General features: G+C 65.6%; 8 protein-coding genes. 1 reads left to right on the top strand and 7 read right to left on the bottom strand.

Annotated features, from left to right (window positions below; all coding sequences use genetic code 11):
• Positions 1 to 4: 4 nt before the first annotated feature.
• The 3 genes from CI41S_RS03850 to CI41S_RS03840 form a co-directional block, all read right to left on the bottom strand.
• Positions 5 to 3,133 (bottom strand): efflux RND transporter permease subunit, encoded by a 3,129-nt coding sequence (locus CI41S_RS03850; RefSeq protein ID WP_139481940.1) that lies wholly within the window; start codon positions 3,131 to 3,133, stop codon positions 5 to 7.
• 87 nt (positions 3,134 to 3,220) lie between these two features.
• Positions 3,221 to 4,468 carry an efflux RND transporter periplasmic adaptor subunit gene (locus CI41S_RS03845; protein WP_139857499.1) on the bottom strand — a complete coding sequence of 416 codons (1,248 nt, stop codon included), beginning with the start codon at positions 4,466 to 4,468 and terminating at the stop codon, positions 3,221 to 3,223.
• Between the two features lie 150 nt (positions 4,469 to 4,618).
• Positions 4,619 to 6,010, bottom strand: coding sequence for a CoA transferase (locus CI41S_RS03840; protein ID WP_139857498.1), 1,392 nt, complete (start codon positions 6,008 to 6,010; stop codon positions 4,619 to 4,621).
• A 105-nt stretch (positions 6,011 to 6,115) separates the two neighbouring features.
• Between CI41S_RS03840 and CI41S_RS03835 the strand changes: the two genes are divergently transcribed.
• Positions 6,116 to 6,403 carry a hypothetical protein gene (locus CI41S_RS03835; RefSeq protein ID WP_139857497.1) on the top strand — a complete coding sequence of 96 codons (288 nt, stop codon included), beginning with the start codon at positions 6,116 to 6,118 and terminating at the stop codon, positions 6,401 to 6,403.
• Positions 6,404 to 6,571: 168 nt separating this feature from the next.
• On the opposite strand, the gene CI41S_RS03830 is transcribed toward CI41S_RS03835, so the two are convergent.
• The 4 genes from CI41S_RS03830 to CI41S_RS03815 form a co-directional block, all read right to left on the bottom strand.
• Positions 6,572 to 7,123, bottom strand: a complete 552-nt coding sequence (locus CI41S_RS03830; RefSeq protein WP_139857496.1) for an REP-associated tyrosine transposase — start codon at positions 7,121 to 7,123, stop codon at positions 6,572 to 6,574.
• 78 nt (positions 7,124 to 7,201) lie between these two features.
• Entirely contained in the window at positions 7,202 to 10,765 is a 3,564-nt protein-coding gene (locus CI41S_RS03825) for an error-prone DNA polymerase (RefSeq protein ID WP_139857495.1), read from the bottom strand.
• Entirely contained in the window at positions 10,762 to 12,252 is a 1,491-nt protein-coding gene (locus CI41S_RS03820) for a Y-family DNA polymerase (protein WP_139858553.1), read from the bottom strand. The genes CI41S_RS03825 and CI41S_RS03820 overlap by 4 nt, the downstream gene beginning before the upstream one ends.
• 184 nt (positions 12,253 to 12,436) lie before the next feature.
• Positions 12,437 to 13,240 (bottom strand): ImuA family protein, encoded by an 804-nt coding sequence (locus CI41S_RS03815; RefSeq protein ID WP_139857494.1) that lies wholly within the window; start codon positions 13,238 to 13,240, stop codon positions 12,437 to 12,439.
• Between the last annotated feature and the right edge of the window lie 83 nt (positions 13,241 to 13,323).

The raw sequence follows: 13,323 nt of genomic DNA, 5'->3' as shown, positions 1-13,323 counted from the left end.
TTGGTTAGCGCTCCTTCGGCCGGCGCGAGAAATAGGAGATCAAGACCGGCAGCGTGATCAGGATCACCAGCGGCGCTAGCAGCATGCCGGTGACGACGACGATGGCGAGCGGCTTCTGCACCTGCGAGCCGATGCCTTCCGACACCGCCGCCGGCAGCAGGCCGACGCCGGCGACGACGCACGTCATCAGCACCGGACGCAGCTGCAGCTCGCCGGTGCGGATCACCGCGCGCATCCGGTCGTAGCCCTCGTCGATCAGCTGGTTGAACTGCGACAGGATGATGATGCCGTCCATCACGGCGATGCCGAACAGCGCGATGAAGCCGATCGCCGCCGAGACGCTGAACGGGATGCCCGAGATCAACAGGCCAAGCACGCCGCCGAAGATCGCCATCGGGATCACGCTCATGGCCAGCATCGTGTCGACCATTGAACCGAAATTGAAGAACAAGAGCACCGCGATCAGCGCCAGGCTGATCGGCACCACGATCGACAGCCGCTTGATGGCGTCCTGCAGATTGCCGAACTCACCGACCCATTCGACATGGGAGCCGGGCGGCAGTTGCACCTGCTCGGCAATCTTCTGCTGCGCCTCCTGGATCGCGCTGCCGAGGTCGCGCTCGCGCACCGAGAACTTGATCGGCAGATAGCGCTCCTGCTGCTCGCGGTAGATATAGGCCGCGCCCGAGATCAGGTTGATCGAGGCGACCTCGCTGAGCGGAATCTGCGTGATCCCGCCGTTGGCATTGGCCACCCCGATCCGCAAATTGTGGATCGCCTCCGCGCTCTTGCGATATTCCGGCGCAAGGCGAACGATGATCGGGAAGTGCCGGTCGCTGCCGGGCTCATAGAGGTCGCCCGCGGTGTCGCCGCCGACCGCGACCTTGATGGTGGCGTTGATGTCGCCCGGCGACAGGCCGTAGCGCGCGGCGCGGGCGCGATCGACGTCGATCTGGATCGTCGGCTGGCCGAGCGAGGTGAACACCGCAAGGTCGGTGACGCCCTGCACCGTCGCCAGCACCGACTTGATCTTGTTGGCGGTGTCGGTCAGCGCCTGCAGATCGTTGCCGTACAGCTTGATCGAGTTTTCGCCCTTCACGCCGGACACCGCCTCGGAGACGTTGTCCTGCAGGTATTGCGAGAAGTTGAATTCGACGCCGGGGAATTTCTCCTGCAGCTGCGCCAGCAGTTGCGCGGTGAGCACGTCCTTGTCGTGGGTATCCGGCCATTCGCTGGCCGGCTTCAGCGGCGCGAAGAACTCCGCGTTGAACAGGCCGGCCGCGTCGGTGCCGTCGTCGGGACGGCCGTGCTGCGACACGACAGACACCACCTCCGGCCGGCTGCGGATCATGCGCCGCATCTCGTTGACGTAGGCGTTGCCCTCCTGCAGCGAGATGGTCGGCGGCAGCGTGGCGCGGATCCACAGATTACCTTCTTCCAGCTTGGGCAGGAATTCGAGGCCGAGGAACCGCGCCAACACGATGGTGGTGACGACAAGCGCGGCGGCGCCGGCCATCACGATCTTGCGGTTGGCGATCGCCCAGTTCAGCACCGGCACGTAGATCGCATCGAGCTTCTTGACGATCCAGGTCTCGGTTTCGTGGATATGCGCCGGCAGGATGATCGCGCTCAGCGCCGGTGTCACCGTGAACGTCGCGAGCAAGCCGCCGGCCAGCGCGTAGGCATAGGTGCGCGCCATCGGGCCGAAGATGTTGCCCTCGACGCCGCTCAGCGTGAACAGCGGCAGGAAGGCGGCGATGATGATCGCGGCGGCGAAGAAGATCGAGCGCGAGACGTCGGCCGCGGCCGACAGGATCGCGTGGCTCTTCATGCCCATCACCGTGTCCTCGGAGATGTGGCTGCGCTCCTCCTCCGACAGCGCGGTGGTCTGCGACAGGCGGCGGAAGATCGCCTCCACCATGATCACGGTGGCGTCGACGATCAGGCCGAAATCGATCGCGCCGACCGACAGCAAATTGGCGGATTCGCCGCGCAGCACCAGGATGATCACGGCAAAGAACAGCGCGAACGGAATCGTCGCGCCGACGATCAGCGCGCTGCGGAGGTCGCCGAGGAAGATCCACTGCAGCAGCACGATCAAGAGGATGCCGACCACCATGTTGTGCAGCACGGTGTGGGTGGTGAGCTCGATCAGGTCCTTGCGGTCGTAGATCCGCTCGATCTTGACGCCCGGCGGCAGCAGCGAGGAATTGTTGATCTGGTTGACCAGTTGCTCGACGCGGGAGATCGTCGGCGAGCTCTGTTCGCCGCGGCGCATCAGGACGATGCCCTGCACGATGTCGTCGTCATTGTCGAGGCCGGCGATGCCGAGCCGCGGCTTCTCGCCGATCGTGACGTGGGCGATGTCGCGCACCAGCACCGGGTTGCCGCCGGACTGCGACACCATGGTGTTGGCGAGGTCCTCGACCGAGCGGATCAGGCCGACGCCGCGCACCACCGCCGACTGCGAGCCGATGTTCACGGTGTTGCCGCCGACATTGATGTTGGCATTGCCGACCGCCTGCAGCACCTGCGGCAGCGTCAGGCCGTTGGCGACCAGCTTGTTGAAGTCGACCTGGATCTCGTAGGTCTTGGTCTTGCCGCCCCAGCCGGTGACGTCGATCACGCCGGGCACCGCGCGGAAGCGGCGCTGCAACACCCAGTCCTGCAGCGTCTTGAGATCGAGCACGCTGTAGTTCGGCGGGCCCTTCAGGCGGTAGCGAAAAATCTCACCGATCGGGCTGAGCGGCGAGATGCCGGGCTGTACGTTGCCCGGCAGCGGCGTCAGCTGCGCCAGGCGGTTGAGCACCTGCTGCAGCGCCTCGTCATAGGTGTAGTCGAACGAGAACTGCAGCTTGACGTCGGACAGGCCGTACAGCGAGATGGTGCGGATGGTGCGCAGGTTCTTCAGGCCGGCGACCTGGGTCTCGATCGGGATCGTGATGTAGCGCTCGATCTCCTCCGCCGAGAGGCCCGGGCTCTGGGTCACGATGTCGACCATCGGCGGGGTCGGATCGGGATAGGCCTCGATGTTGAGCTGCTTGAAGGCGAGCACGCCGCCGATCAGCACGGCGACGAACAGGGCCACCATCAGATAGCGGCGATTGACGGCAAGGGCGACGAGACGATCCATTCAGATCGAGGCTTTCAACTCAGAGGGGCTTTATGATTGAGCATGATCTCTTCGGAAAACCGGTTCCCACTTTTCCGGATCATGCTCTCACGTGCCTGACGCGGCGCGGTCGATGAAGAGGCTCCCCTTCGTCACGATCTGCTCGCCCGGCTTCAGATTGCCGGCGACCTCGACGAGCTCGCCGTTGATGAGGCCGGGCTTGATCTGGCGCAGCTCGATGGTCTTGTCGTCGGGCCGGGCGACCCAGAGGCGGACCTGGTCGCCTTCGTAGATCAGCGCCTGCTTCGGCACGCCCACGGCCGGGTGATCGCCCTTGGAGAACAGCGTCACATTGGCGAACATCTCGGGCTTGAGGCGGTTGTCGACGTTGTCGATGGTGGCGCGGACCAGCAGCCGGCGCGAGGTCGGATCGATCGCGGTGGCGACATAATTGACCCGGGCGTTCAGCACCTTGCCCGGCAGCGCCATCACGCTGAAGGTGAGGTCCTGCCCGACCGCGACGCTGTCGGCGTCGGATTCGCGGACAAAGGCGATCAGCCACACGGTCGAGAGATCGCCGATCACGTAGACCGGATCGCTGGCGCCGGTCGCAACATACTGGCCGGGACCGGCCTTGCGCTGCACCACGGTGCCGCCGATCGGCGCGTACACCGTCGTCTCCGGATTGAGGCGGCCCTTCTGCTGCAGCGTCGTGATGGCGTCGTCGCCGAAGCCGAGGATGCGCAGCTTGTTCTGCGCCGCTTCCAGCAGCGTCTGCGCCGAACGCGCATCGTTCTGCGCCTGCACCAGCGCCGCCTGCGCCTGCTGATAATCCTTCAGCGGGATGGCTTTGCCTTCCGAGAGGTCCTTGGCGCGCTTCTCCTGGATCTGGGCGAGGTCGAGCGTCGACTGCGCCTTGTTGAGGCCGTTCATCGCCGCGACATAGTCGTTTTGCGCCTGCACGGTGTCGGCGGCCTCGATCACGAACAGCGGCTGGCCCTTCACCACGGCATCGCCCGGCCGCACCAGGAGACGGGTGACGCGGCCGGTATAGGGCGAATAGACCGGGGTGGAGCGGTCCTCGTCGATCCCGATCTTGCCCTCGGTCACCAGTTCGGAGCGGAAAGTATGTTCCTTGACGGTCTGGAAGGTCAGGCTGGCCCACTCGGCCTGCGTCGGTGCGTAGCGCGAGGCGCCCTTGCGCGACTGGCTGGATACTTCTGAAGGTGTCTGTTTTGCTGTGCTGAAACGCACGTAGCCGTAGCCGCCCGCGCCAACGATCGCCAACAGCACCACGGCCGCCGCCAGTCGCGGGCGGCTGAAGCTCTGCATTGTCCTGGTAAGGTCTTTAAGCATGCGGTCCGGGGGTCGATCGTTGCGGCTGCCGGCGTGACGGCCCCAGCGCTGCGCTAATAGTGCCGAATTGGCGTCGCGAACAATCGAAAAATCGCAGTTCCGCGGCGGCAGCCGTTAAAATCTGGATAGCATGAACGGCGCCTGAATGGCTCATCCGGGAAACTCCGGGGGATTGCTGCCGAGCGGCATGGCCGGACGGGACCAATGGGCCGCCGTTTGTGACAGCAGGGCAGCGTGCCTGACCGAGCTCAGGGTGCCAAACCCGGACGGCAACTGCTCGATCAGGGGCGTCACCGCGTCGGCCTTCAGGTCCTCGGTCGACAGCCCGCCGGCAATGCGGCCGAGATTCCACAGCCAGCGCCCGGTTTGCGCCAACGAGACCCGGACGTGCCAGCTGCCGCCCTCGCGCGCCTGGCGGGCCTTGGCCATCATGGCGCCGAACGCCATGAAATATCCGGTGGCGTGGTCGAGCATCTGGGCCGGCAGCTCCTTGGGCCCATCGACCCCGGCGGCCTCGCCCTCGGCATGGTTGAAGCCGGTCGTGGTCTGCACCAGGGAGTCGAAGCCGCGGCGCTCCGCCCACGGCCCGGCGTGGCCATAGGCCGAGAGCGTCACATAGACGATGCCCGGGTTGATGCGAGCGGCCTGCTCCGGCGAAAAGCCGAGCCGCGCGATCGCCTGCGGACGATAGCTCTGCGAGAGAATGTCGGCCTGCGCGAGCAGGCGCTCCATGATGCGACGGCCCTGCTCGCTTTTCAGATCGAGGAAGCTCGTGAGCTTGCCGCGGCCGGTATCGATGGTCAGCCACGGGATCGCCGGCAGATCCGGACCGGAGATCAAGAGCACGTCGGCGCCGTGCGCGGCGAGCGTCCGGCCTGCAACGGGACCGGCGATCACGCGCGACAGATCGAGCACGCGGATGCCGGCGAGCGGCCGGTTGCCCGCGGGCCATGGTTTCGGCGCGGCCTCGCCGATCTTCTCGATCGAGATCAGCGGCAGCTCTGCCAGCGCCTTGGCATGCGGTGTCGCCGACCATTCATCATATGAGCGCATCAGGGCGACGACACCGCCGCTGGCATAGGCCGCGGTCTCGAACGCTTCGCCGTCCCACTGCATGAGCGCGGCCTGGACGTCGTCACGCTCGGCGTTGCAGTTCAAGACCTTGCAGACGGCGTCGCGATGATGCGGAAAGTTGGTGTGAAGGCGGACGAAGCGGTTGTCCTTGACACGGTAGACGCCGGCGATCTTGTCCCAGGTCGGTGGCGGCGGCTTGTCGTCGACGCGCAGGTAACGCTCGCTGCGGCATTCGACGACGGCATGGCGCATGTCGACCGCGACCTGCTGCGTCTCGCCAGTGCGCGCCCGCCAGATCTCGGCGGCGGCAAGACCAGCCGCGGCGATCAAGACCTGTGCCGCTGCGCCGACGCGAAACGTCGACGGCAGTTGCGGCTCGCTGCCGGTCAGCCTGACCATATCGAGCGCGGACGCTGCGCCGCCGGCGCCGGTCCAGATCCCGGCGAGGATATCATTGACGTTTTGCATGCGCGTGTCCCTTTGCGGTTGTTCTATGCCCGAGCATGATGACAAAAAGGCGGAGTCTTATTGTCTCGTCATGTCCCGCTCTGCCCGACCTGAACAGGAGTTGCAATGGCTGTCATCGATCCCCTCACCGCCGGCGCCGTCTTCCTCGCGACCGCCGGCACCGATGCCGTCTATGTCATGTTCACTTCGGCGGTGGTCGCCCGCAAGCGGGTGCCGGCGGCAACCTGGAGCAGCATCTGGTATCTGCTCTCTTCCTATGCGGTGATCAGCTACACCGAGAACTGGGTCTACGTCGCCTTCGCCGCTGCCGGCTCCTGGGTCGGCGCCTACGTCTCGCTCACCTTCCTGCACCGCCCGCCGGGTGGGCCACCGGTGGGCGCGGCGGTGGAGTAGGTGGCCGCCGGACGTGCATGCGCGCTGCGGTCAGTCCCGCCATCCCCACGCAAAGGCGAAGCCTTTGTCGCGGGGATGACGGGGATAGGATTGATCGTGCAGTCGTAGGGCGGGTTAGCGAAGCGTAACCCGCCGTCTCTCCAGCGGCAAGGAAGTGGGTGGGTTAGCCTACGGATCTTCGCGCACGGCGGATCGCTCACCAAAATCGCCAATCGTTGTAACGTCGCCGCCCCAATCGTGCGGAAATAATCCGCCACGCACGTCGCGGTGAAACGAAGAGTGCGGCCAGTCAGATACCCGCGCGACATAGCGGTGCTTCAATGGATTGATGTAACAATACTCGACGTGACGTGCATAGTCGGCTTCATCGCGGATCAGGTGCTCCCAGAACCGGCGCTGCCAGATTCCTCGCTCGTTGCGGGCGATCCGAACGGAGTCGAGCGTCTCTCGCCTCGGCAGCGTTTTGACAAAACGACTCTTGATCAACCGCCAGCGTGTGGAAAAATCAGAATCGCCGGGCGGCAAACTCCAGATCGCGTGTAAGTGGTCAGGAAGCACAACGAATGCGTCGATCACGAATGGGTAGTCACGACGCGTCGCTATGATCGCCTCGCGCAGTGCTGCGATGTGATCCACGAGCAAGGTTTGTCGCCGGTCCAGCAGATTGACAGTAAAGAACCAGCAGCCACCAGGAATAGACGCGCGACGGTAATTCGGCATGGACGTTCATGTTTGTTGAAGAAGCGGCGGATTACGCCTTCGGCTAATCCGCCCTACGATTCCTGCGCCGCTTGCACCTCAATGAAAATCCCGTGACGGCGGCAGGATGCGGACATTGCGGGGGTGGCGGATCTTCTGCGCCGGCGTGTCGGCGTGGTCGCGGCGGTCGTCGTTGAGCGGTTCGATCAGCGCGGGACCTGCAGGCACCGGGTGCTTGCGCGAGAGAGATTCGTTGGCGAGGCCGATCAGATCGTGGGAGCGGTCGATCATGCGCTGCGCCACCAGATGGGTGACACCTTCCGGGCTGCTCTGGATGTAACCCTCGACCAGGATCAGGCGCGCGCCCATCACCTCCTTGCGGTACTGCTCCATCACCTTCGGCCACACCACGATGTTGGCGATGCCGGTCTCGTCCTCCAGGGTCATGAACACGACGCCCTTGGCGCTGCCCGGCCGCTGCCGCACCAGCACCACGCCGGCGCAGCGGACGCGACGGCGGTCATTGTCGCGGTTGATGGTGTGGCAGGCGACGACGCGCTCGCGCGTGAACATCTCGCGCAGAAATTCCATCGGATGGCCCTTCAGCGACAGGCGGATGGTCTGATAGTCGGCGACTACCTGCTCGGGGCGCGGCATCTCCGGCAGCGGCTGTGCGCCCTCATCCGGCTGCTCGCGCGCGACTGCCGCCTCGAACAGCGGCAGCGGCACGTCGTCGGGCAGCCGCCGCACCGCCCACAACGCCTCGCGGCGGTCGAGCCCGAGCGAGCGGAACGCATCGGCATCCGCAAGCAGGATCAGCGCGCGTTTCGGCAAGCCGGTGTCGCGCGCGAACTCTTCCAGCGAGGTAAAAGGTTTTCGGTTGCGCGCGGCGACGATGCGGTCGGCCCAGTCGGGTTCATCTCCATCCAAGGCCACGCGAGAGGTGGGTGGGTTCCCTCCCCCCTTGCGGGGGAGGGTTAGGGAGAGGGGTAAACCGCACGGGCGGTGGTCGTGGCTTACCCCTCTCTCCAACTCTCCCCCGCAAGGGGGGGGAGAGCCCAACCGTTCGTGCCTCCCTGACGCACGCACATTTACGCTTTGCATCCTTCGCAACGCCTGATCCTGCTTCAGCCTCTCCTCGTCCTCATCGAGCCAGTGAAAGCCGTCGATCTGCCGGAAACCCAGCCGCACCGCGCAATACTTTCCATCGCGTTTCTCCAGCGTGTTCTGCGCAAAGCTGTAGGACACATCGACCTCGCGCACGGTGACGCCGTTCTTGCGGGCGTCGCCGACGATCTGGGCCGGGGCGTAAAAGCCCATCGGCTGCGAATTGAGCAGACCGCAGCAGAAGGCGTCGGGGTGATGGTGCTTCAGCCATGAGGAGATGTAGACGAGCTGCGCGAAGCTGGCGGCGTGGCTTTCCGGGAAGCCGTAACTGCCAAAGCCCTTGATCTGGTCAAAACAGCTGCGGGCGAAGTCGGGCGAGTAGCCGCGCGCAACCATGTTGCCGACCAGCTTCTCTTCGTAGCTGCCGATGGTGCCGAGGTTGCGGAAGGTCGCCATCGAGCGGCGCAGGCCGTTGGCTTCCTCCGAGGTGAACTTTGCCGCCTCGATCGCGATCCGCATCGCCTGCTCCTGGAACAGCGGCACGCCGAGCGTCTTGTGCAGGACATTGTAGAGCTCGTCCTTGTTGCCTTGATCCGGCGCCGGCGACGGATAGGTCACCTTCTCGATCCCGTTCCGCCGCCGAAGATAGGGATGCACCATGTCGCCCTGGATCGGTCCGGGGCGGACGATCGCGACCTCGATGACGAGATCGTAAAATGTCCGCGGCTTCAGGCGCGGCAGCATGTTCATCTGCGCCCGGCTCTCGACCTGGAACACGCCGAGCGACTCCCCGCGGCACAGCATGTCGTAGACGCGCTTGTCGTCCTGCGGGACGGTGGCGAGCTCCCAACGCTCGTTCTTGTGCAGGTCGATCAAATCGAAGCATTTGCGGATGCAGGTCAGCATGCCCAGCGCCAGCACGTCGACCTTCATCATGTTGAGCGCGTCGACGTCGTCCTTGTCCCATTCGATGAAGGTGCGGTCGTCCATCGCGGCATTGCCGATCGGCACATAGGTGTCGAGCCGGTCCTGGGTCAGCACATAGCCGCCGACATGCTGCGAGAGGTGGCGGGGAAACTCGATCAGCTCGGTGGCGAGCTCGACCGCGAGGTTGATCATCGCATTCTTCGGATCGAGCCCGGCCTGCCGCACCTGCATCTCGTTGAGGCCCTTGCCCCAGCTGCCCCAGACGGTGTCGGCGAGCGCCGCGGTGACGTCCTCGGTCAGCCCGAGCGCCTTGCCGACGTCGCGGATCGCGCTGCGCGGCCGATAATGGATGACGGTGGCGATAACAGCGGCGCGGTGGCGGCCGTAGCGGCGGTAGACATATTGCATCACCTCCTCGCGCCTGACGTGCTCGAAATCGACGTCGATATCGGGCGGCTCCAGCCGCTCCTTGGAGATGAAGCGCTCGAACAAGAGATCGACCTTGGTCGGATCGACCGAGGTGATGCCGAGCACGTAGCAGACGGCAGAATTCGCCGCCGAGCCTCGCCCCTGGCACAAAATGCCCTGGCTGCGTGCGTAACGTACGATGTCGTGCACGGTGAGGAAGTAATGCGCGTATTTCAGCTCGGCGATCAGCGCGAGCTCCTTGTTGAGGGTGGCGCGCAGTCTGTCGTCGATCTGGCCGTCGAAATAGGTGTCGACGCCGGCCCAGGTCAGGTCTTCCAGATGCTGCTGCGCGGTCTTGCCCGGCGGCACCGGCTCGTCGGGATACTGGTATTTGAGCTGGTCGAGCGAGAACGTGATGCGCGCGGCGAAGCGCATGGTCTCGGCGATCGCCTCCGGCCAGTCGCGGAACAGCCTGATCATCTCATGCGCCGGCTTGAGATGCCGCTCGGCATTGGCCTCGAGCTTGCGGCCAACAGCCTCGATGGTGGTCTTCTCGCGGATGCAGGTCAGCACGTCCTGCAGCGGGCGGCGCGCGGGATGATGGTAGAGCACCTCGTTGGTGGCGAGCAGCGGCACAACGGCCTTGGCGGCGAGCGCATGCAGCCGCGCCAGGCGGCGCCTGTCGTCGCCGCGGTAGAGCAGGCTTGCGGCAAGCCAGACGCCGTCGGCGGCACTGGCCTTCAGTTGCGCGAGCAGGTCGTGCGCCTTTGCCGCGTCGAAGCGATGCGGCAGCGCCAGCACCAGCAGTTGGCCCTCGGCGAACTCGATGAGATCGGACAGCGTGAGACGGCAATCACCCTTCTCGATCCGCACGATATCATCGCCGCGCTTGCCGCGGGTCAAGAGCTGGCACAGCCGGCCATAGGCGGCGCGGTCGCGCGGATAGACCAGGATATCGGGCGTGCCGTCGATGAAGACGATGCGGGCGCCGATCAGGAGTTTTGGCGGATGCAAAACCTTGTCGCTGTCGAGCTCCTTGTAGGCGCGCACCACGCCGGCCAGCGTGTTGTGGTCGGCAATGCCGATCACGGGAATTCCCAGCTCGCTCGCCTGATGCACATAGGCGCGCGGATCGGATCCGCCGCGCAGGAAGGAGAAATTGCTGGTGATGCCGATCTCGGCATAGTCTGGAATTCGCTGAATTCCGGATGGCGCCTTCATGCGAACAGCCCGTGCACATACCAGTTGGCCGGCCTTGGCTCGCCGTCGTCGTCCTTCAGCTCGCTCTCATAGAGACCGTCGCGAAAAATCCAGAAGCGCTGGCCCTCGGCATCCTCGACGCGAAAATAGTCGCGCGTCAGCGACCCGCCTTCCCGCTTCCACCATTCCATCGCGATGCGCTCGGGGCCCTCGATCCTGACCACCGCATGCAGCGCGCGCCGCCAGGTGAACTGGTGCGGCGGACCGTCGGGCACGGTCGCGAACGGCACTTTGATGGGCTCGGGCCGCTCGAACAGCCGCAACGGCCGCAGCGGCGGCTCACCGGCGACGCGCTCCGGCCAGGCCGCGGCGTTGGCGGCGGCAAGATGATGCTGCGCCGGCACGGCGAGCGCTGCACGCTCCGGGATATGGCTTTCCAGCGGCAGATGCACGACGACGCGCTTGCCGCCGATGCGGGCGGCTATGCGGTCGATCAGCGCCGACAGCTGGTCATTATCGTGCACGTTGGCGTCGAGGTCGCGCTGCTGCTGCACCACGATCTCGGTACGCCCGGCGGCGAGACGAATGAGATCGAAGCCGAAGCCAGGATCGAGCGGATCATTGAGCGCCTCGAGTCGCTCGCGGAACAGGCGGTCGATCAGCTCGGGCTGCGTCACCGGACGCCCGGTCTCGACCATGATGCTGCATACCGCGCCGTCGGTGCGGAAGAAGCTCGCTTCCAGCTGTCGCGCGCCCTTGCCCTGCTTGTCCATCGCCGCGACCAGCATTTTGGCGAGGCTTTGCAGCGTCAGCATGATCACAGTGTCGGTGGCAACAGGTTCGGGAAAGCGCTTCTCGACGATGTAATCGGGCAGCGGCTTGCGCGGGCTGATCGGGGCATCGCCGCGCCCGAGCGCGTGGCCGAGCAAGGTGGTGAAGGCGGCGCCAAACCGCGCCGAGATCTCGTGCGGCGCGCGCGCGGCGACATCGCCGATGGTCTTCAAGCCGGCGCGGCGCAGGCCGGTGGTGATGGCGGGATCGGCGCCGAGCGCTGCGACCGGCAGCGGGCCGACCGCCGCCGCCTCCTCGCCGTCGGCCACGATCATTCCCGAAGCGCAGCGCGTCAGCGTGCGCGCCGCGATCGAGGTGCCTGATATCGCCGCGCTGACGGCAAAGCCGCGCTGGCGCAGCGCATTGGTGACGATCTGCAGCAGCGCACGCTCGCCGCCGAACAGATGCGCGCAGCCGGTGATGTCGAGGAACAGGCCGTAAGGCGGATCGAGCGCCACCAGCGGCGTAAAGCGGTCGCACCAGTCGGCGATGTCGTTCAGCGTCTTGCTGTCGGCAGCGGGATCGGCGTCGTAGACGGTCAGCTCCGGGCAGATCGCGCGCGCATTGGCGAGCGGCAGCCCGATCGACAGCCCGGCATGCACCGCGGCCTCGTCGATGGAATGCAGCAGGATGGCGTTGTGGTCCTTTGCCACGACGACGCTGGGGATGTCTTGCAGAGGCGCTGCTTGCTTAGCCTCATTCGTAAGGGACGCATTAGCGGCAGGGTTCCCTCCCCCCTTGCGGGGGAGGGTTAGGGAGAGGGGTGAGCCGCATACGCCGGCGTCCGTGGTACCCCTCTCTCCAACTCTCCCCCGCAAGGGGGGAGAGAGCCCTACCGGTGTGCTCACCTCACATAAAGCATCAGCTTGCGAGACGGACTGCGCGAGCTGGCGCTTGATGCGGTCGATGGGCAGGCGTGGCAGCCAGAGGCTGAGGATACGCCGGCGGTTCACTGAACTGGCACTCATCACATTTCCATTCCATGATCCATCGCCCGACCGGGCCATGACGGTTGCGCACGAGTTCGGCGTCGAAGCGCGGCGCGCCCCAGGCGCTAGCGGTGGACCCCGGCGGCGAATGCGCCGCGCGCACGATCCAGCGCGTTTCCGCGGTCGAGGGGATCGGCGTCGCTGCGATCCGCAGCAGCAGCGCTGACACGCCGGAGGCTTGCGCGGCGAGCGTCAGCTTGCGGCTGGCGACGAGGTCGAGCTGGCGTACATTGCCCCAGATCTCGATCACGACGGCACCGAGCGCATCGCAGGCGAGCGCGTCGGCCGCGGTGCGCAAGGCGGCATCGACATCGGCGGCGCGCACGGTGACGAGCAGGCGCGGATCGAGGCCGAGCTCGCACAACCCGCTCATCGACAGCGTGCCGTTTTCAACATCGGAAAAATCCTGCCGCACCCAGACCAGCGGCTTGCGCGGCGACAGCCGTCCGGCCAGCCCCGTGATGAAGCCGGTCGCAGCTCCCGCTTGATGGCCGTCGGCGAACACCTCATGCAGGGTGGCCGGCGCCAGCCCGCCGCGCAGCATCGCGTCAGCGCTGGGGTGGCCGAGCGCGATGCGGTTCGACAGACCCGCATCCAACCCCGCGTCCATGGGCGCCTCGATGCGCGCGATGCTGCCGCGCAGGGACGCAAGCGTACTCATGCGTGCGCCGTTCATATGCGCCGCTCCTTCCTAACCAAATTTTGAGGCCGTCACTGGTCTGAACAGAGAACCAGGGACTGGCTCATTTGTTCATGATA

The organism is Bradyrhizobium ivorense, assembly GCF_900696085.1.
GTDB classification, from domain to species: Bacteria; Pseudomonadota; Alphaproteobacteria; order Rhizobiales; family Xanthobacteraceae; genus Bradyrhizobium; species Bradyrhizobium ivorense.
The sequence above is the reverse complement of the archived record's forward strand: the minus strand, read 5'-3'. Positions and strand labels throughout refer to the sequence as shown.